The following is a 19,038-nucleotide window of genomic DNA, read 5'->3' on the forward strand; positions in this document are numbered from 1 at the left end:
CGCACCCCAACGCCCTTGGAATCGTTGGTCGAAGCGGTAGCTGGGACGCCCCGGACTGCATACTATCGATCACCGCAAGGCCCTTGTGCACCAAAGCACAATCCAGCCCGGCCCGGGAGGCTCCTTTGCACCGTCGCACAGCGCTCTCCGTATCCGCCGCCCTGCTCGCGGCGGCCCCCCTCCTGTCCGCCTGCTCCTCCGCCGAGGTCCGCCCCGGCACGGCGGCCGTGGTCGGCGGCGAACGGATCACCACCGCGGCGCTCCAGGCGCAGGTCAAGGACGTCCGCACCGCCCAGAGCAACGCCGAGCAGTCCGCACGGCTCATCGAGGCCAGCGCGGGCCTGGAACGGGTCAAGCTCGGCAAGATGATCCAGCTGCGCATCCTGGAAAAGGCCGCCGACGACGCCGGACTGTCGGTCAGCACCAAGGACGTCGAGGACGCCCGCAAGGCGCAGACCGCCCAGGCCAAGGGCGCCGACCAGCTCGAACAGCTGGCGCTGCAGGCCCGGGTCCCGCTCGCGCCCGACCAGATCGACGGCGAACTCCGCTTCCAGCTGCTGCTCGGCAGGCTCAGCGACCGCTTCGGCGAGGACAAGATCCTCGTCCCGCTCGCGAAGGCCGCCAAGGAGCTGCACATCCAGGTCAACCCGCGCTACGGCGCCTGGAACACGGAGCAGATCGCGCTCGGTGACGCCCGGACCCCCTGGGTCAACCAGAAGACCCGGCCCGAGCAGGCCCCCGCCGGAGCCTGACCCGCCACCGGGGGTAGGTTCGAAGCGTGAACGACCACAGCGCTCCCGAACCCGCCGCACCGCCCGCCGAGCCCACCGGCCGGATCGTCCTGCTGACCGCGAGCCACCGGGTCGCCCCGGGCCTGCTGTCCTGGTCCGCCTGGCAGACCCTGCACGCCGCGGACCGGGTGCTGTGCGCCGACCCGGCGAACCCGCAGCTGCCGTACCTGCGCGAGGCGGGCGTCGAGGTCGAGGCGGGGGTCCCGGACGCCCACGCGCTGGTCGAGGCGTGCGCCGGGGGGCGCACCGTGGTGGTCCTGCCGGGCGGCGAGGGCGACCAGCGGCTCACCGACGGACTGGCCCGGCTGGCCGGCTCGGGCCGCGTCTCGATGCCCGACCTGGAACTGCTGCCCGGCTCCTACGACCTGCCCGGGGCCCGGCTGCTCGACCTGGTGCAGGTCATGGACCGGGTCCGGCGCGCCTGCCCCTGGACCTCCCTCCAGACCCACCGGGGCCTGGCGAAGTACGGCATCGAGGAAGCGTACGAACTCGTCGAGGCCATCGAGGACGGCGACCGCGACGCGCTGCGCGAGGAGCTGGGCGACGTGCTCCTCCAGGTCGTCTTCCACGCGCGCATCGCCGAAGAAGGCGTCGAGGGCGCCGAGGGCGAGGACGGGGAGGCCTTCTCCATCGACGACGTGGCCGGGAGCCTGGTCGACAAGCTGGTCCACCGCCACCCGCACGTCTTCGGCGACGAGGTGGTGAGCGGCCCGCAGGACGTCGAGGCGATCTGGCAGCGCACGAAGGCGGTCGAGAAGCGCCGCGAGTCGGTGACCGACGGGGTGCCGGTGGGCCAGCCGGGGCTGGCGCTCGCGGCGAAGCTCGCGGGCCGGGTCCGCGCGGGCGGCCTGGACGTGCCGCTGCCGAGCGGCGAGGGCATCGGGTACGAACTGCTGGCGCTGGCGGCGCGCGCCGAGGCGGCGGGCACCGACCCGGAGACGGCGCTACGCGCGGCGGCCCGCGCCTACCGGGACGCGATCCGGGCGGCCGAGGGAGTCCCTCCTCTTTAACGCTCCCCTCTTACGCTTTCAGAGCCCTCCGTTTCAACGCTCTCAGCGCGTCCGGCCGCCGGGGTTGTGCCAGTGCGGGTCGGGCCGGTTCAGGAACCACTCGCCGAAGCCGAGCGGCCGGTCGTGGCCCGGGCCGGTGTTCGCGGGCACCGCGTCGTGGAAGATCCGGGCCGGCGCCGCGCCCAGCCCCGCCACCAGCGAGGCGGTCTCGGCGACGAACTGCGGCGGTCCGCTCAGGTAGACGTCCTGGTCGGGCCAGAGCCCGCGGTGGCCGAGCGCCGTCGCGAGCCGCGCGGTGGCCTCGTTGCGGGGGCGCCCGGGCGCGGGCGTGATGTAGGTGACGGCGAGCCAGGGGTGCGCGGCGGCGTACGCGTCGATCAGGGGCCGGTCGTAGAGGTGCGCCCCGTCGCGGGCGACCACGAAGAGCCGTACGTCGTGCCCCGGCGGCCGCGCCAGCAGCTCCTCCAGCATGGCGCGCACCGGAGCCCAGCCGGTGCCCGCCGCGATGAAAGTGGCGGGCCGGTCCTCCCGGCGCAGGGTGACCCGGCCGCCCGCCGAGCCCAGCCGCAGCACCTCGCCGGGCGCGACCTCCCGGACCAGGGCGCTGCTGAGCCGGCCGCCGTCGATCCGGCTGACGTGGAGGTCGAGGGTGTGGTCGGCGCGGGGCGCGTTGGCGACGGAGTAGGTGCGCCAGGTGGCCGGTACCCGGGCGCTGCACACGCTGACGTACTGGCCCGGCAGATAGGGGAGCGGCTGGTGCGGCCGCAGCGTCAGGACGCCGATGTCCGCGCCGTAGCGCAGGTGGCGCACGACCTCCGCGTCCCACCACGGCGGGTCGTGGCTCTGGGCGGCGGCCGCGGTCATCACGTCGGCGATCGCCCGGTAGGCCTCGCTCCAGGCCTTCTCGACCGCCGGGGTCCACGCCGGGCCGCTGGCTTCGGCGAGCGCGGCGAGCAGGCTGGCCCCGACGGCGTCGTAGTGCTCGGGGCGCGCGAGGAACTTGCGGTGGTCGCGGCCGAGGTCGCGGAGGTAGGGGACGAGGGTCCCGTCGTCGATGTGCGCGATGACGTGGGTGAGCGCGGCGAACAGTCGGTCCCGCTGGCGCTCCATGTCCAGGGCGGCGGCCGGGAAGAGGCCGCGGATGTCCGGGTTGTGCCAGAACAGGTGGGTGTAGAAGTACTTGACCGCGTGTTCGGCCCTTCTTTCGACCACGGCGAAACTGCTCTTCAAGATCCTCACATCCACAAGAGCGACAGTAGGAGTGGCCGGGAACCCGGGGTCAAGGGAAGGGTGATCTACGGACAGCCGCGGAAAACCAGTCATATGGGATGAGTGGCGGCGGCCGGGGTACGGTCGCCTGGTGCACCAGCAGACCCCCGCCGAGCCTCCCGCCGAGCCCTCCGCCGGCCCTTCCGCCGAGTCCTCCGCCGAGCGGGCGGGCGGCTGTCCCGTCACCGCCGCCGCCGGGCCCGCCGCCGGACCCGAACTCTTCACCTGGGAGTTCGCGACCGACCCCTACCCGGCCTACGCCTGGCTGCGGGAGCACGCGCCGGTGCACCGCACCACGCTCCCCAGCGGGGTCGACGCCTGGCTGGTCACCCGGTACGCCGACGCCCGCCAGGCCCTCGCCGACCAGCGCCTGAGCAAGAACCCGGTGCACCACGCCGAGCCCGGCAAGACGGGCATCCCCGGCGAGCGCAGCGCCGGTCTGATGACCCACCTGCTCAACATCGACCCGCCGGACCACACGCGGCTGCGGCGCCTGGTGGCGAAGGCCTTCACCCCGCGCAGGGTCGCCGAGTTCGCCCCGCGGGTGCAGGAGCTGACGGACCAGCTCATCGACGCCTTCGCGCAGAAGGGGGAGGCCGACCTGATCCACGAGTTCGCCTTCCCGCTCCCCATCTACGCCATCTGCGAGCTGCTCGGCGTACCGCGCGAGGACCAGGACGACTTCCGCGACTGGGCCGGGATGATGATCCGGCACGGCGGCGGTCCGCGCGGCGGGGTCGCCCGCTCCGTCAAGAAGATCCGCGCGTACCTCGGCGAGCTGATCCACCGCAAGCGCGACGACCTCGGCGACGACCTCATCTCGGACCTGATCCGGGCGAGCGACCACGGCGACCACCTGACGGAGGCCGAGGCCACCGCCATGTGCTTCGTGCTCCTCTTCGCGGGTTTCGAGACCACCATCAACCTGATCGGCAACGGCACCTACGCGCTGCTCCGGAACCCCCGCCAGCGCGCGCTCCTCCAGGAGTCGCTGACGGCCGGTGCGCCGGAGCTGCTGGCGACCGGGATCGAGGAACTGCTCCGGTACGACGGTCCCGTGGAGCTGGCGACCTGGCGCTACGCGACCGAGCCGCTGGCCATCGGCGGCCAGGACGTCCCGGCGGGCGATCCGGTGCTCGTCGTCCTCGCGGCGGCCGACCGGGACCCGGCGCGCTTCGACGCGCCGGACGCTCTGGACCTCGCGCGGAGCGACAACCAGCACCTCGGATACGGGCACGGCATCCACTACTGCCTGGGCGCCCCGCTGGCCCGGCTGGAGGGTCAGACGGCGCTCGCGAGTTTGCTGACGCGTCTGCCCGATCTGGAACTGGCCATTCCTCCCGAGGAGCTGCGGTGGCGGGGCGGACTGATCATGCGTGGCCTGCGCACGCTTCCGGTCCGCTTCACAACCCCAAACGTTGCGGATGCGGAAGGGGCGGCGCCGGGGCCCTTGGCTGACGAAGAGTCAACTCTGTGACCTCGACGTGATCTGCGCATCATCGACTTGTGACAAGCGTTCGAACCCGGCTAGGTTCGCGTCGCCCCCGCCGCCACGCGAAAGGTCCACCCTCATGCGTTCCGGGAACGGCCGCCACAGACGCCCCCGTCAGGTCCCCGCCCTCGTCGTCACCGCCGGAGTCGCCGGCTCCGCGCTCGCTCTGCCGCTGTTCGCCGCCTCCGGCGCGAACGCGGCCGAGACCACCACCTGGGACAGGGTGGCCGAGTGTGAGAGCGGCGGAACCTGGAGCGCCGATTTCGGCAGCGGGTCGTACGGCGGACTCCAGTTCACGCTGGAACAGTGGAAGAGCGCGGGCGGGCTGGAGTTCGCCGCGCGGCCCGACCTCGCCAGCCGCTCGCAGCAGATAGCCATCGCCGAGCGGGTCCTCGCCTCGCAGGGACCGCAGGCCTGGCCGCTGTGCGGGGAGTCCTCCGGGCTCACCCGGGGCGGCCCCGCGCCCACCGTCGACCCGGGCCGCGCAGGTTCCGGTTCCGTCGCGCCGAGCCCGCTGCGCCCCGAAGGAACCCCGGCCTCCGGCACGGGTCCGCTCGCCGGAGCGCCCGCGCCCGCCTCGACGCCGGCCTCCACCGGGCACATCCCCGGAGCCACCACCCCGTCCGGGGCCAGCGCCTCGCCCGGCGCGCTGCCGGCGGTCCCCGAGACCCCGCTGACCTCCGGACTGCCCGTCATGCCACCCCCGGCGCCCGAGACCGGTGGCCCCGCCACCCCGACCGGGCCCACCGGAACGCCCGTGGCGCCCGTAACCGGTGGCTCCGCGCTCCCGGGCGGTCCGACGGCCTCCCCGTCGAACCCCGCGGCCCCGGTGGCCCCGACGGGCCCGGCCGCCACGCCCGGCTCCGCGGCCACGCCGCAGGGCGAAACGTCGGCAACCGGTGGAAAGCACCGCGGAACGCCCGCCGCGGAGACGTCCGCGGCCCCTGACGCCCTGTCGGATCCGTCGTACACCGTCAAGGCCGGGGACAACCTGACGGCGATCGCGACCGCCCAGGGGGTCGAGGGTGGCTGGAATGCCCTTTACGAGGCCAATCAGCAGGTCATCGGGCACGACGCCGACCTCATCACCCCGGGGCAGAATCTCGATCTAAGCCAGAAATAGGGGCACTTCGGGCGCGAAGATCGCCTTGTATGTCCCATTCGTGCAAGTGAGACATGCATCTCTTCGGTCCAACTGGCGTGTCCTGGTCGGAGACTGCCGCAAACCCGGCTCTCACCTGCGTAAACACCCGTCCCGGGAGCGCAAGTAGGGCCCGTTTCTCCCCGATGTCCCTCGTTGAACATCGGGGAGAGACCTGTCTACCTTCTGAATCGCTCGCCACCGCGGGCTCCTTCGACCGCATCGCCGAATCCTGCCGGCGGACGGAGGGAACAGTCGTCGCGCAAGCGCCGAAGGCAGGAGCGGGGGAACCAAGGTAAGTGCCGGAACCGGCCGTTGAGAGACGGTCACGGAACCGGCTTGGGGTTAAGCCGCGCACCACGGTGCGCGACCGGGCAACTCATCCGCCCGAACCCGACAGCTCACTTCGCAGGCGTCGGTGAGGAGAAAACCATGCTGCTTTCCGGCAAGGGCAAGCACCGTCGCGCCTCCAAGGCCACCCGTGTCGTCACCCTCGTCGGTGTCGCCGGTGTCGCCGTGGCGGCCCCGCTGATGACCGCGGGCGCCGCGAGCGCCGCGACCACCTCCCAGTGGGACGCCGTCGCCGCGTGCGAGTCCGGCGGCAACTGGTCCATCAACACGGGCAACGGCTACTACGGCGGCGTGCAGTTCTCGTCCTCCACCTGGGCGGCGTACGGCGGCAAGGCCTACGCCCCGCAGGCCAACCAGGCCACCAAGTCGCAGCAGATAGCCATCGCCGAGAAGGTCCTCAAGGGCCAGGGCAAGGGCGCGTGGCCGTCCTGCGGCGTGGGCCTGTCGAACGCGGCCTACAACGGCGGCGCGGCCGAGGCCCCCAAGCAGGCCAAGCCCGAGAAGAAGGCCGAGAAGAAGGCCCAGCCGAAGCAGGAGACCAAGCGCGCCGAGGCGCCGGTCACCCGCTCCGAGCGCGCCGAGACCCCGGCCCCCGTCAAGAAGACCCCGGCCGCCGAGGCCCCCAAGACGGGCAACGGCTCCTACGAGGTCAAGGCCGGCGACACCCTCGGCACCATCGCCCAGGCGAACGCCGTCAAGGGCGGCTGGCAGCACGTGTTCGAGCTGAACAAGGACATCGTGCAGGACGCCGACCTGATCTTCCCGGGTCAGAAGCTGAAGCTCAGCTGAACCCCGCGGTAACGCTCCACGCATGACCACCACCGCCCGGCGCGTATCCCCCCACGCGCCGGGCCGTCGTGTTTCCGCGGGCGGAATCCCGCCTTCAGCCTTGCTCTATGTCCTGTAAGAGGGGTATTCCCACCCTTTTTCGTCCCAGGGAGCGGTTGCTCGGCGGGCCGACCGCCCCGATCCGGTTAGGCTCTAAGCGGCAGGGCCGTCCCACGGCCCGACACGCCACCGCACACCCAGCGCCACATCCCATAAGGAGATGCTCGTGCCGTCCATCGACGTCGTCGTAGCCCGGGAAATCCTGGACTCCCGAGGCAACCCCACGGTCGAGGTCGAGGTTGGCCTCGACGACGGCAGCACCGGCCGTGCTGCTGTTCCGTCCGGCGCCTCCACCGGTGCCTTCGAGGCCGTCGAGCTGCGGGACGGTGACGCCAACCGCTACCTCGGCAAGGGCGTCGAGAAGGCCGTCCTCGCCGTCATCGAGCAGATCGGCCCGGAGCTCGTCGGCTACGACGCCACCGAGCAGCGCCTGATCGACCAGGCCATGTGCGACCTGGACGCCACCGACAACAAGGGCTCGCTGGGCGCCAACGCGATCCTCGGTGTCTCCCTGGCCGTCGCGCACGCCGCGTCCGAGGCCTCGGACCTGCCGCTCTTCCGCTACCTCGGTGGCCCGAACGCGCACCTGCTGCCCGTTCCGATGATGAACATCCTGAACGGCGGGTCGCACGCCGACTCCAACGTGGACATCCAGGAGTTCATGATCGCTCCGATCGGCGCGGAGTCCTTCTCCGAGGCGCTGCGCTGGGGTTCCGAGGTCTACCACACCCTCAAGAAGGTCCTGCACAGCAAGGGCCTCTCCACCGGCCTGGGCGACGAGGGCGGCTTCGCCCCGAACCTGGAGTCCAACCGCGCCGCGCTCGACCTCATCGTCGAGGCCATCAAGCTGGCCGGCTACGTCCCGGGCAAGGACATCGCGCTGGCGCTCGACGCCGCCGCGTCCGAGTTCTACAAGGACGGCAAGTACGAGTACGAGGGCCAGTCCCGCTCGGCCGCCGAGATGACCGAGTACTACGAGGAGCTCTGCGCCGCGTACCCGCTGGTCTCCCTCGAAGACCCGCTGTTCGAGGACGACTGGGCCGGCTGGAAGATCCTCACCGACCGCCTGGGCTCCAAGGTCCAGATCGTCGGCGACGACCTCTTCGTCACCAACCCGGAGCGCCTCGCCCGCGGCATCGAAGAGGGCTCGGCGAACGCCCTGCTCGTCAAGGTGAACCAGATCGGTTCGCTGACCGAGGCCCTGGACGCCGTCGAGATGGCCCAGCGCAACGGCTTCAAGTGCATGATGTCGCACCGCTCCGGCGAGACCGAGGACGTCACCATCGCCGACCTCGCCGTCGCGGTGAACTGCGGTCAGATCAAGAGCGGCGCCCCGGCCCGCTCGGACCGCGTCGCCAAGTACAACCAGCTGCTGCGCATCGAGGAGATCCTCGACGACGCCGCGGTGTACGCGGGCCGCTCCGCCTTCCCGCGCTTCAAGGGCTGACCCTCCTCCGCGGGGTTCATCCCCGCGGGGCCAGGCAGCCTCCGTACGTCCCCGCGCTCGGTCCCGTACCGTGTGCGGGGACGTATTGCTGTGTGCGCTACAGGGGAGGCGGAGTCAATGGCCGGGAACCGGGATCGGTTCTCCACCTTCTCGACCGCGACCAGGCTCAAGCAGCTCGGAGAACGGACCGCGGCCCACGTCTACCGCTCGCAGACGCGCCGTCAGGTCCGCCGCAGCCGGCTGACCGGCCGGGCCGCGTTGCTGGTGCTGGTGCTCTGTACGCTGGTCGTCGCCCTCGCGTACCCGATGCGCCAGTACGTCTCCCAGCGCTCGGAGATCGCCGACCAGCAGCGGAGCGCCGACGGGGCGCGCAAGCGGCTGGACGAGCTGCGCGACGAAAAGGCCCGCTGGCAGGACCCGGCCTACGCGGAGCAGCAGGCGCGCAGGCACCTGCACTACGTGCGGCCGGGGGAGATCGGCTACACGATGGTCGACTCCGAGACCGCGGAGCACCGCCGCACCGGCGCGGCGACGGCCGACCGGCCCTGGTACTCGAACGTCTGGGACGGCGTCGACAAGGCCGACCGCCCCGCCGACTGACGTTCACCGACCGACCACTTACCGAAAGACGCACCCCAGGCATGCAGACGCCCCCGCCCCAGACCGCACGGACCGAGCCGACGGACGCGGACATCGCCGCGTTCGAGCAGCAGCTCGGCCGCCCGCCGCGCGGACTGCGCGCCATCGCGCACCGCTGTCCCTGCGGGCAGCCCGACGTGGTCGAGACCGCCCCGCGCCTGCCCGACGGCACGCCGTTCCCCACGCTGTACTACTTGACCTGCCCGCGGGCCGCCGGCGCCATCGGCACCCTGGAGGCCAACGGCGTGATGAAGGAGATGCAGGCCCGCCTCGGCACGGACCCGGAGCTGGCCGCCGCCTACCGGGCCGCCCACGAGGACTACCTCACCCGGCGCGACGCGATCGAGGTGCTGGAGGGCTTCCCGAGCGCGGGCGGCATGCCCGACCGGGTGAAGTGCCTGCACGTGCTGGTCGGCCACTCGCTGGCCGCCGGACCGGGCGTGAACCCCTTCGGCGACGAGGCGCTCGCGATGCTCCCCGAGTGGTGGGCCAAGGGCGCCTGCGTCACCCCGTGCGCGGAGAAGTCCGGGGACCCGGAGCCGGCCGGGCGGCCGGAGCAGACGGAGGCCGGCGCGTGACGCGGGTCGCGGGCATCGACTGCGGTACGAACTCCATCCGCCTGCTGGTCGCCGACTGCACCCCGGAGACCGGCGAGCTGATCGAGCTGGACCGGCGGATGACCATCGTCCGGCTCGGCCAGGGCGTCGACAAGACCGGCCGGCTGGCCCCGGAGGCCCTGGAGCGCACCTTCGCGGCCTGCCGCGAGTACGCCGCCGTGATCAAGGAGCTGGGCGCCGAGCGGGTCCGCTTCGTGGCCACCTCGGCCTCGCGCGACGCGGAGAACCGGGACGAGTTCGTCCAGGGCGTCCTGGACATCCTGGGCGTGGAGCCCGAGGTGATCAGCGGGGACCAGGAGGCGGAGTTCTCCTTCACCGGCGCCACCATGGAGCTGACGGGCCGCGACGACCTCGCCACGCCGTACCTGGTCGTGGACATCGGCGGGGGCTCCACCGAGTTCGTGGTGGGCGAGCAGCACGTGCGCGCCGCGCGCTCGGTCGACGTGGGATGCGTCCGGATGACCGAGCGCCACCTCACCGTCGACGGCGTCGTCACCGACCCTCCGACCGAGGCCCAGATCGCCGCGATGCGGGCCGACATCGAGGCCGCGCTGGACCTGGCGGCCGAGTCGGTGCCGCTGTCCGAGGCGCGCACCCTGGTGGGCCTGGCGGGTTCGGTGACCACGGTCGCGGGCATCGCCCTGGGCCTGGCGGAGTACGACTCGCGCGCGATCCACCACAGCCGGATCCCCTACGAGAAGGTCCGCGAGGTCAGCGACCGGATGCTCACCCAGACGCACGCGGAGCGCGCGTCGATCGGCGTGATGCACCCGGGCCGCGTCGACGTCATCGCCGCGGGCGCCCTCGTCCTGCGGGCCCTGATGGAGCGCATCGGCGCCCGCGAGGTCGTGGTGTCCGAGCACGACATCCTCGACGGGATCTGCTGGTCGGCGGCCTGAGAACCCCTCCCAGGGGGTGGGACGGGCCGTCGCGCGAACGAGGTTCGTGAAGTTCTTCACAAGGAAAAGAAGGCGGATGGCCTCAGCGGAGGCCCTTTGAACGGGTTTCCGAGGCCGCCGAGCCGGTTTCGTAGGGGTGTTCGTGTGATTCACGGACACCCCTGCGGTCGGTCCGTAGGTCTCCACGAGAGGCGTGGTCTACCCCGTCGATAGGCCGGAGTGCCAGTTCAGAGCGGGTGGACAACGTCTCCCGCCGCACGGTGGTTCCCCTCGCGCAACATGACCTCCGTCACGTGGGCGGCGCAGTGTAACAGAGGGGTCCGGACACCTTGTGAAGGGGCTCACGAGCGACACCCCTTGGGGTGCTGGATACTCGTTCCATGAGCACCACGGAGCGTCCCAGGATCCTCGTTGTAGGCGGTGGGTACGTAGGCCTGTACGCAGCCAAGCGCATCCTCAAGAAGATGCGCTACGGCGAGGCGACCGTCACGGTCGTCGACCCGCGCTCGTACATGACCTACCAGCCCTTCCTCCCCGAAGTGGCCGCAGGCAGCATCTCGCCTCGGCACGTCGTCGTCCCGCTGCGACGCGTGCTGCCCAAGGCGGAGGTCCTCACCGGCCGGGTCACCAGCATCGACCAGGACCGCAAGGTCGCCGTCGTCACGCCGCTGGTCGGCGAGGCGTACGAGCTGCCCTTCGACTACCTGGTGATCGCGCTCGGCGCCGTCTCCCGCACCTTCCCGATCCCCGGCCTCGCCGAACAGGGCATCGGCATGAAGGGCGTCGAAGAGGGCATCGGCCTGCGCAACCACGTCCTCGAACAGCTCGACAAGGCCGAGTCCACGACGGACGAGGACGTCCGCCGCAAGGCCCTCACCTTCGTCTTCGTCGGCGGCGGCTTCGCCGGCGCGGAGACCATAGGCGAGGTCGAGGACATGGCCCGCGACGCCGCGAAGTACTACACCACCATCAAGCGCGAGGACATGCGCTTCATCCTGGTGGACGCGGCCGACAAGATCCTTCCCGAGGTCGGGCCCAAGCTCGGCACCTGGGGCAAGGAGCACCTCGAGTCGCGCGGCATCGAGATCTACCTGAACACCTCCATGGACTCCTGCGTGGACGGCCACGTGGTGCTGAAGAACGGCCTCGAGGTCGACTCCAACACCCTGGTGTGGACCGCGGGCGTCAAGCCCAACCCGGTCCTGGCCCGCTACGGCCTGCCGCTCGGCCCGCGCGGCCACGTCGACGCCGGCGCCGACCTCCAGGTCACCGGCACCGACTACATCTGGGCCGCGGGCGACAACGCCCAGGTCCCGGACATGGCGGCCCGCAAGGCCGGCGTCGAGAACGCCTGGTGCCCGCCGAACGCCCAGCACGCGCTGCGCCAGTCCAAGGTCCTCGCGGACAACGTCATCTCGGGCATGCGGGGCTTCCCGCAGGGCGAGTACTCGCACTCCAACAAGGGTGCGGTGGCGGGCCTCGGCCTCCACAAGGGCGTAGCGATGATCGTCATGGGCGGCATGAAGATCAAGCTCAAGGGCCGGCTCGCCTGGTACATGCACCGTGGCTACCACGGCATGGCCATGCCGACCTGGAACCGCAAGATCCGCGTCTTCGCCGACTGGACCCTCGCGATGTTCCTCAAGCGCGAGGTCGTCTCCCTCGGTGCGCTGGAGACCCCGCGCGAGGAGTTCTACGAGGCCGCCAAGCCGGCCCCGGCTCCGGCCGCCGCGACGGCTCCCGCCCAGAAGGCCAAGGCCTCCTGACCCGGGCCTGACCGCGAGCATCCCCGCACGACCCCGAAGGGGCCTCCCGCCATCCGTGGTGCGGGCGGCCCCTTCGGTGCGTCCGCGGCGGGCCTCCTGCGGCGTGTCCCCGGCGGCTTACCCGGTGTGCGCGCTGGGTAGAGGCAAGGGTCGGAGCCTTACTGGAGGTGTGCGCCATGACCGACGCCGCGCCGCGGCTGGCCGCTCTCGCCGAGACCCTGCTGGGTGCCCCGCTGCCCGTCAGGATCCGCGCCTGGGACGGCAGTGAGGCGGGTCCGCCCGCCGGTCCCGTCCTGGTGATCCGCCACCGGCGCGCCCTGCGCCGGATGGTGTGGAAGCCCGGCGAAGTGGGCCTCGCCCGGGCCTGGGTGAGCGGGGACCTGACCGTCGAGGGCGATCTGTACGACCTGCTGGACCGGGTGTCGGGGCTGCTCTGGCAGCGTGCCCCCGACCCCGGCGGCGCGCCCCCCGCCGCGCCGCGCGGCCGGGTTGCCGGGGCACGGGCCGCGGCCGCCGGGGCGCTGGAGTTCGTACGCGATCCCCACCGGCGCGCGGCGCTGCGGGAGCTGGCCGCGCTCGCCGGGCCGCTGCCGCCGCCGGGGCCGCCGGGCGAGGAGGTGCCGCGCCGCGGCGGGCCCCGGCACACCAAGGTCCGCGACCGGCAGGCCATCAGCCACCACTACGACGTCGGCAACGACTTCTACGCCCTGGTGCTGGGCCCCTCCATGGTCTACTCCTGCGCCTACTGGAGCCCCGGCGGCGATCTGGAGGCGGCCCAGCGCGACAAGCTGGACCTGGTCTGCCGCAAGCTCGGGCTGCGGCCCGGCGACCGGCTGCTCGACGTGGGCTGCGGCTGGGGCTCGATGGTCCTGCACGCGGCCCGGGAGTACGGGGTGCGCGCCACCGGCATCACGCTCTCGCGCGAGCAGGCCGCCTTCGCCCGCAAGCGGATCGCGGAGGAGGGCCTGACCGACCGGATCGAGATCCGGGTCCAAGACTACCGGGACGTGGCCGACGGGCCCTACGACGCGATCTCCTCCATCGGGATGGCCGAGCACGTCGGCTCCGCCCGCTACCGGGAGTACGCGGGCGACCTGTACGCCCTGCTGCGCCCCGGCGGGCGGCTGCTGAACCACCAGATCGCGCGCCGCCCCGAACCCGACGCCGCGGCGGAGGCGGCGTACCGGATCGACCCGTTCATCGACGCGTACGTCTTCCCCGACGGGGAGCTGTCACCGGTCGGCACCACCGTGGCCGAGCTGGAGCGGGCGGGCTTCGAGGTCCGCGACGTCGAGGCGCTGCGCGAGCACTACGCGCTGACCCTGCGGGCCTGGGTCGCCCGGCTGGAGGACCACTGGGAGGAGGCGGTGGAGCTCACCTCGCCCGGGCGGGCGCGGGTCTGGCTGCTGTACATGGCGGCCTCCGCGCTGGGCTTCGAGCAGAACCGGCTCGGGGTGAACCAGGTGCTGGCGGTGCGGACGGCCGGGGACGGGACCTCGGGGCTGGCGCCGCGCACCCGCGCGTGGTTCTAGGGGCCGGGCGCGACGACGGCGAAGGGCCCCGCGACCTCATGGTCACGGGGCCCTTCGGCCGGTCCCTGCAGGAGCCGGGCTACTCGGTCTTGATGGCGGTCAGCATGTTCAGCCGGGCCGCGCTGCGGGCGGGCCACATGGCGGCCAGTACGCCGACCACACCGGCGAGCAGGAGGAAGATGCCGATCCGGTCCCAGGGCAGGACGAGCGCGTAGCCGGGGATGGTGTCGCTGAGGGTGGAGCCGACCGCCCAGGCGAGGAAGATGCCGATGCCGACGCCGAGGATCGCGCCGAAGAGCGAGATCACGACGGCCTCCAGGCGGATCATGTTCTTGACCCGGCCGCGGTCCAGGCCGATGGCGCGCAGCATGCCGATCTCCTGGGTCCGCTCGAAGACGGACATCGCGAGGGTGTTGACGACCCCGAGCACCGAGATGATCAGCGCCATGCCGAGCAGGCCGTACATGATGTTCAGGGCGATGTTGATCAGGCCGCCCAGCTCGTCGCGCATGTCCTGCTGGGTGGCGACGGTCATCGCCGGGTTCTTGCCGAGCGCGTCGACGACCGCCTGCTGGGCCGTCGCCGAGGCGCCGCCGGTGGTGTTGACGTACACCGAGCGGACGTACGGCTCGTCGCCGTGGGCGGTGAGGACCTTGGCGTCGACGAGGTAGGGCGAGACCAGCTCGTCGAGGCCCTTGAAGACCGCGCCGACCTTGAGCGGGACCTGCGCGCCGTCGTCGAACCGCACGTCGAGCGTGGAGCCGACCGCGAGGCCGTCCTTCTTGGCGGCCTGCTCCGAGACGGCCAGTTCGCCCTTGCCGAGGCTGCTCAGCGAACCGCTGGTGACCTGGACGTTCAGCAGGTCGGCGATGGTCGCGGGGTTGACGCCGGAGGCGGAGCGGAAGTCGTTCTTCACCTGGAGGGAGCCCTCCGCGATGACGGAGACCGCCTTGATGCCCGGCGCCTTCGCAAGAACCTCGGGCACCGACGCGTCCAGGCCGCCGCCGCGGACGCCCTCGGACATGGAGACCCGGTAGTCGGCCTTGATGTTGTCCGTGCTCAGCCGGTCGATGGCCTTGCCCATGGTGATGCCGAGCACCGACAGGGTGGTGACCAGGGTCAGGCCGATGGCCAGGGAGGCGGCGGTGACGGCGGTGCGGCGCGGGTTGCGCACGGCGTTCTGGGTGGCCAGCTTGCCGGGGACCCCGAAGATCTTCTGCAGCGGCGGCCGGAGCACGCCGATGACCGGCAGGGACAGCAGCGGGAGCAGCACGATCAGCCCGATGAGCAGGAAGAACGCACCACCGGCGATGAGCGTCCGGCCGTCGCTGCCGCCCTGCGCCACGCCGATGAGGACGCCGCCGACGCCGAGGCCGCCGAGGATGCAGCCGAAGACGTTGCGCAGCAGGAGGGACTTGGAGGAGGCCGGCAGGTGGGCGCTGCCCATCGCGGCGACCGGGGCGATCCGGCCGGTGCGCCAGGCGGGCAGCAGCGCGGCGACCACGGTGACGACGACACCGATGACCAGGGCCCACACGATGGTGGCCGGGGCGATGACCAGGTCACCGCCCGGCAGCTTCGCGCCGAAGGAGTTCATCACGGAGCGCATGCCGACCGCCAGGCCGATGCCCGTGACCAGGCCGATCGCGGCCGAGAGGAGACCGACTACCAGGGCCTCGCTGAGCACCGAGCGCATGACCTGGCCGCGGGCGGCGCCGACGGCGCGCAGCAGGGCCAGTTCCTTGGTGCGCTGGCTGACCAGCATGGTGAAGGTGTTGTAGATGAGGAAGACGCCGACGAAGAGGGAGATGCCGGCGAAGGCCAGCAGCATGTTGCTCATGCCGCTCATCGACTGCTGGATGTCCTTGGCCTGCTGCGCGGCGAGCGCGGCGCCGGTCTGGGCGTGGTCGTTCTTGCCGAGCAGCGGCGTGATCTGCGTGAGCAGTTGGTCGGGGGAGGTGCCGGCCCGGGCGGCGACGGTCAGCTCCTGGTAGAAGCCGGGCTTGAGGAACATCTCCTGCGCGACGGGGGTGGTGAACAGCACCAGGCTGCCGCCGGCCTTGACCGCGCCGTCCTCGGTGGTGAAGACACCGCTGAGGGTGTACTCCTTCACCGGGCCCTTGGTCGCGACCCGGACCTTGTCGCCGACCGCGTACTTGCCCGCGGCGGCGCTGTCCTTGTCGAGGGCGATCTGGTCGGCCTTCACCGGTCCGGAGCCCTGGACGAAGGTGGAGCGCGGGTCCTTGCCGTCCTTGCCGGGGGCGAAGTTGGAGCCCGCGTTCGACCAGCCCTGGCCGATGAGCTTGCCGTGCTCGTCGCCGACGCCGGCGAAGCCGGTGACCCGGCCGGTGACGGAGGCGACTCCGGCGGTCCGGCCGACCTTGTCGAGGGTCGCCTGGCTGATGCCGGGTTCGCCCTCCTTCTGGCCGTTGTCGCCGCGGGTCTGGCCGTAGGAGGAGACCGAGACGGCGACGCCGTCGTAGCTCTTCGCGGACTGGCTGCTCAGGGACTTCTTGAGGGTGTCGGTGAAGACGAGGGTGCCGGAGACGAACGCGACGCCGAGGGTGACGGCGAGCACCGTCATCAACAGCCTGGCCTTGTGCGCGAGGACGTTGCGCAGGGCGGTACGGAACATGGGTGTGTCAGTCCTGGTGCTGGAAGTCTGGGAGGTGGCTTCGGGGGGCCCGGGGGGCCCGCGACCGGGTCAGCTCGTACGGCCCTTGGCGTCGAAGGCCTTCATGCGGTCCAGCACGCCGTCGGCGGTGGGGCTGATCATCTCGTCCACGATCCGGCCGTCGGCGAGGAAGATCACGCGGTCCGCGTAGGAGGCGGCGACCGGGTCGTGGGTGACCATGACGACGGTCTGGCCGAGCTCGCGGACGGAGTTGCGCAGGAAGCCGAGCACCTCGGCGCCCGAACGGGAGTCCAGGTTTCCGGTCGGCTCGTCACCGAAGATGATCTCGGGGCGGGAGGCCAGGGCGCGGGCCACGGCCACGCGCTGCTGCTGGCCGCCGGAGAGCTGGGTGGGGCGGTGGCCGAGGCGGTCGGACAGGCCGACCATGGCGATGACCGAGTCGAGCCACTGCTTGTCGGGCTTGCGGCCCGCGATGTCCATGGGGAGGGTGATGTTCTCCAGGGCCGTCAGCGTCGGCAGCAGGTTGAACGCCTGGAAGATGAAGCCGATCTTGTCCCGGCGCAGCTGCGTGAGCTGCTTGTCCTTGAGGGAGCCCAGCTCCGTCTCGCCTATCCGGACGGATCCGGCGGAGAAGGTGTCCAGGCCCGCGACGCAGTGCATCAGCGTCGACTTGCCGGATCCGGAGGGGCCCATGATCGCGGTGAACTGGCCGCGGCCGAAGTCCACGGAGACGTTGTCCAGGGCGACCACCTGGGTCTCGCCCTGGCCGTACACCTTGGAGAGCTGCGTGGCGCGGGCGGCCACGGTCTGAGTGGTGTGCGGGGCGTAGTTCACGGTGGTCACGGGAGCTCCTTCGAGCGGCGATCTGACGGACTGGCGGGACTTTCTCCATCCTCTCCGCGCGCACCCCCGCTCCGGATCAGCCGCCGAGCTTGTTCGGGGGGCCACCGGAGGCTGACCGCCGGAGCGCGGGGATCCTCCTCTGGTATGACGGCGCCCCTGAGTCCGGCCCGGGGGAGGCGGTGCCGGCGGCCCCGGGGCGCTCGGCGGGTCCGCTCGCGGTGCGCGGCCGGGGAGTTGCCGGGGCGCGGCGGGGTGGTGCGGGGTGGCGTACGTGGTGGCGCGGGGTGGTGGGAGCCATCGAAATCCCGTCAATCACGGGCGCCGCGTGATCGTCGTCCGCAGGGCACCCACCCCGGGTTCTTGTGTCTGACGGTCCCTCAAGCATCAATAAAATCAGACAACATCGGAAAGAAGAGCCGCCGGTCACGGGCGGGTTCCGGGATACGCTCGCCACTGCGCTCAGGTGCTCGTCATGGGGGACGCAGGGCCCGGATGGTGGAATGCAGACACGGCGAGCTTAAACCTCGCTGGCTTAGGCCGTGCCGGTTCGAGTCCGGCTCCGGGCACTCCCGCCGTGCCGTCGCCCCGTGGACCCGCCACCGCCCCGTTCGCCGCCTTCCGCCGCGTCGGCCGCCGCCCGCGCTCCTCTCCTGCGCTCCGCCCTGCCTTCTTCTAAGATCCTCCTTCAGCAGTAGGGTGATTTTTTTGCTAACGCATTACCCTTGACGCAACAGGCCGCACACCGTGGCCATGGAGGAGTGAGATGAGGAGCAGCAACCCGGTCTTCTCGCGACGGGGGTTCAGCCGCGACAACGGCGGCTACGCGGGCTTTGACGCGCAGCAGGCCGGGACCGCGACCAACCCGTACGCGACGAACCCGTATGCGACCGACCCGCAGACCGGCATGCCCCAGGCGGCGGTCAACCGCGGCGCGATGACCATCGACGACGTCGTGAGCCGTACGGCCATGACGCTCGGCACGGTCGTCCTGACCGCGGTCATCGCCTGGATCGCCCTCCCGGTCGACCCGGCGAACATCAACAAGTCGTACGGCATCGCCCTCGGCGCGGCGCTCATCGCGTTCGTCCTCGCGATGGTCCAGTCTTTCAAGCGCAAGCCGATGCCCGCGGTGATCCTGGCCTACGCGGCCTTCGAGGGCGTCTTCCTCGGCGTCATCAGCTCGGCCACCAGCACCTACATCGGTGAGGGCGTGGTCATCCAGGCCGTCCTGGGCACGATGTGCGTCTTCGCCGGCGTGCTGCTCGCGTACAAGATGCGCTGGATCCGCGTCACCCGCCGCTTCTACGGCTTCGTGATCGCCGCCGCGCTGGGCTTCATGCTCCTCATGGCCGTCAACCTGCTGTTCGCCGTCTTCGGCGGCGGCGACGGCCTCGGCTTCCGGTCCGGCGGGCTCGGCATCCTCTTCGGTGTCATCGGCATCATCCTGGGCGCCTGCTTCCTCGCCCTCGACTTCAAGCAGGTCGAGGACGGCGTGCAGTACGGCGCCCCCCGCGAGGAGTCCTGGCTGGCGGCCTTCGGCCTCACCATGACCCTGGTGTGGATCTACATGGAGATGCTGCGCCTGCTGTCGATCCTCAAGGGCGACTAGTACCCGGGTACGTCCCCCGCGCAGGACACCCGCGCGTACGGAAGGCCCCGCGAGCGCGCTCGCGGGGCCTTCCCGCATGTCGGGGCGTGTAGGGATCCGGGGGCAGGGG

General features: G+C 71.6%; 15 protein-coding genes, 1 tRNA gene and 1 riboswitch. Of the genes, 13 read left to right on the forward strand and 3 right to left on the reverse strand.

All coding sequences use genetic code 11. The features are described from left to right. The first annotated feature begins 125 nt into the window (after positions 1 to 125). Together ABZY31_RS15390 and ABZY31_RS15395 are read left to right on the forward strand one after the other, a co-directional pair. A complete protein-coding gene (locus ABZY31_RS15390) occupies positions 126 to 752 on the forward strand; it encodes a SurA N-terminal domain-containing protein (RefSeq protein ID WP_356409829.1) in 627 nt (208 codons plus the stop codon). A gap of 26 nt (positions 753 to 778) precedes the next feature. Then, the gene (locus ABZY31_RS15395; protein ID WP_356409832.1) at positions 779 to 1,801 is read left to right on the forward strand and encodes a nucleoside triphosphate pyrophosphohydrolase; all 1,023 of its coding nucleotides are present in this window, start codon (positions 779 to 781) and stop codon (positions 1,799 to 1,801) included. A gap of 42 nt (positions 1,802 to 1,843) precedes the next feature. On the opposite strand, the gene ABZY31_RS15400 is transcribed toward ABZY31_RS15395, so the two are convergent. Next, positions 1,844 to 3,040, reverse strand: a complete 1,197-nt coding sequence (locus tag ABZY31_RS15400; RefSeq protein WP_356409834.1) for a globin domain-containing protein — start codon at positions 3,038 to 3,040, stop codon at positions 1,844 to 1,846. A 118-nt stretch (positions 3,041 to 3,158) separates the two neighbouring features. On the opposite strand from ABZY31_RS15400, the gene ABZY31_RS15405 reads away from it, so the two are divergent. The 9 genes from ABZY31_RS15405 to ABZY31_RS15445 all read left to right on the forward strand — a co-directional run bounded on the left by ABZY31_RS15405 (position 3,159) and on the right by ABZY31_RS15445 (position 13,842). Next, positions 3,159 to 4,547 carry a cytochrome P450 gene (locus tag ABZY31_RS15405; protein WP_356410000.1) on the forward strand — a complete coding sequence of 463 codons (1,389 nt, stop codon included), beginning with the start codon at positions 3,159 to 3,161 and terminating at the stop codon, positions 4,545 to 4,547. Between the two features lie 94 nt (positions 4,548 to 4,641). Beyond that, on the forward strand, positions 4,642 to 5,685 hold the full coding sequence (locus ABZY31_RS15410) for a transglycosylase family protein (RefSeq protein WP_356409837.1): 1,044 nt from the start codon (positions 4,642 to 4,644) through the stop codon (positions 5,683 to 5,685). Positions 5,686 to 5,960: 275 nt separating this feature from the next. Next, positions 5,961 to 6,133, forward strand: a riboswitch (cyclic di-AMP (ydaO/yuaA leader). 2 nt (positions 6,134 to 6,135) lie between these two features. Further along, the gene (locus tag ABZY31_RS15415) at positions 6,136 to 6,843 is read left to right on the forward strand and encodes a transglycosylase family protein (protein ID WP_356409840.1); all 708 of its coding nucleotides are present in this window, start codon (positions 6,136 to 6,138) and stop codon (positions 6,841 to 6,843) included. A 259-nt stretch (positions 6,844 to 7,102) separates the two neighbouring features. After that, positions 7,103 to 8,389 (forward strand): phosphopyruvate hydratase, encoded by a 1,287-nt coding sequence (eno, locus tag ABZY31_RS15420; RefSeq protein ID WP_356409843.1) that lies wholly within the window; start codon positions 7,103 to 7,105, stop codon positions 8,387 to 8,389. A 117-nt stretch (positions 8,390 to 8,506) separates the two neighbouring features. Beyond that, complete coding sequence (locus tag ABZY31_RS15425; RefSeq protein ID WP_356409846.1) at positions 8,507 to 8,989, forward strand: septum formation initiator family protein; 483 nt, start codon at positions 8,507 to 8,509, stop codon at positions 8,987 to 8,989. Between the two features lie 41 nt (positions 8,990 to 9,030). Continuing rightward, positions 9,031 to 9,606 carry a DUF501 domain-containing protein gene (locus ABZY31_RS15430; RefSeq protein WP_356409849.1) on the forward strand — a complete coding sequence of 192 codons (576 nt, stop codon included), beginning with the start codon at positions 9,031 to 9,033 and terminating at the stop codon, positions 9,604 to 9,606. Continuing rightward, complete coding sequence (locus ABZY31_RS15435; protein WP_356409851.1) at positions 9,603 to 10,544, forward strand: Ppx/GppA phosphatase family protein; 942 nt, start codon at positions 9,603 to 9,605, stop codon at positions 10,542 to 10,544. Before ABZY31_RS15430 ends, ABZY31_RS15435 begins: the two co-directional genes overlap by 4 nt. Positions 10,545 to 10,924: 380 nt before the next feature. Continuing rightward, positions 10,925 to 12,310 carry an NAD(P)/FAD-dependent oxidoreductase gene (locus tag ABZY31_RS15440; RefSeq protein WP_356409854.1) on the forward strand — a complete coding sequence of 462 codons (1,386 nt, stop codon included), beginning with the start codon at positions 10,925 to 10,927 and terminating at the stop codon, positions 12,308 to 12,310. 176 nt (positions 12,311 to 12,486) lie between these two features. Next, positions 12,487 to 13,842: a cyclopropane-fatty-acyl-phospholipid synthase family protein gene (locus ABZY31_RS15445; protein ID WP_356409857.1), complete on the forward strand. Its 1,356-nt coding sequence runs from the start codon at positions 12,487 to 12,489 to the stop codon at positions 13,840 to 13,842. Between the two features lie 79 nt (positions 13,843 to 13,921). Here the strand turns inward: ABZY31_RS15445 and ABZY31_RS15450 are convergent, their stop codons facing one another. Both ABZY31_RS15450 and ABZY31_RS15455 read right to left on the reverse strand, forming a co-directional pair. Continuing rightward, on the reverse strand, positions 13,922 to 16,477 hold the full coding sequence (locus tag ABZY31_RS15450; RefSeq protein WP_356409860.1) for an ABC transporter permease: 2,556 nt from the start codon (positions 16,475 to 16,477) through the stop codon (positions 13,922 to 13,924). Between the two features lie 69 nt (positions 16,478 to 16,546). Continuing rightward, positions 16,547 to 17,311 (reverse strand): ABC transporter ATP-binding protein, encoded by a 765-nt coding sequence (locus ABZY31_RS15455; RefSeq protein WP_356410003.1) that lies wholly within the window; start codon positions 17,309 to 17,311, stop codon positions 16,547 to 16,549. A gap of 495 nt (positions 17,312 to 17,806) precedes the next feature. On the opposite strand from ABZY31_RS15455, the gene ABZY31_RS15460 reads away from it, so the two are divergent. Both ABZY31_RS15460 and ABZY31_RS15465 read left to right on the forward strand, forming a co-directional pair. Then, positions 17,807 to 17,886 (forward strand) — tRNA-Leu (locus ABZY31_RS15460). A 197-nt stretch (positions 17,887 to 18,083) separates the two neighbouring features. Beyond that, positions 18,084 to 18,929, forward strand: a complete 846-nt coding sequence (locus ABZY31_RS15465) for a Bax inhibitor-1/YccA family protein (RefSeq protein WP_356409863.1) — start codon at positions 18,084 to 18,086, stop codon at positions 18,927 to 18,929. Positions 18,930 to 19,038: the final 109 nt, after the last annotated feature.

The sequence above is a fragment of the Streptomyces sp. NPDC006529 genome (assembly GCF_040611795.1).
Taxonomy (GTDB): Bacteria; Actinomycetota; Actinomycetes; order Streptomycetales; family Streptomycetaceae; genus Streptomyces.

Bases quoted from the DNA above. Each gene is read 5' to 3' on its own strand.
- ABZY31_RS15450 (WP_356409860.1), bottom strand. From the start codon at position 16,477: ATGTTCCGTACCGCCCTGCGCAACGTCCTCGCGCACAAGGCCAGGCTG.
- ABZY31_RS15440 (WP_356409854.1), top strand. From the start codon at position 10,925: ATGAGCACCACGGAGCGTCCCAGGATCCTCGTTGTAGGCGGTGGGTAC.
- ABZY31_RS15430 (WP_356409849.1), top strand. From the start codon at position 9,031: ATGCAGACGCCCCCGCCCCAGACCGCACGGACCGAGCCGACGGACGCG.
- ABZY31_RS15465 (WP_356409863.1), top strand. From the start codon at position 18,084: ATGAGGAGCAGCAACCCGGTCTTCTCGCGACGGGGGTTCAGCCGCGAC.
- ABZY31_RS15410 (WP_356409837.1), top strand. From the start codon at position 4,642: ATGCGTTCCGGGAACGGCCGCCACAGACGCCCCCGTCAGGTCCCCGCC.
- ABZY31_RS15415 (WP_356409840.1), top strand. From the start codon at position 6,136: ATGCTGCTTTCCGGCAAGGGCAAGCACCGTCGCGCCTCCAAGGCCACC.
- ABZY31_RS15425 (WP_356409846.1), top strand. From the start codon at position 8,507: ATGGCCGGGAACCGGGATCGGTTCTCCACCTTCTCGACCGCGACCAGG.
- eno (WP_356409843.1), top strand. From the start codon at position 7,103: ATGCTCGTGCCGTCCATCGACGTCGTCGTAGCCCGGGAAATCCTGGAC.
- ABZY31_RS15445 (WP_356409857.1), top strand. From the start codon at position 12,487: ATGACCGACGCCGCGCCGCGGCTGGCCGCTCTCGCCGAGACCCTGCTG.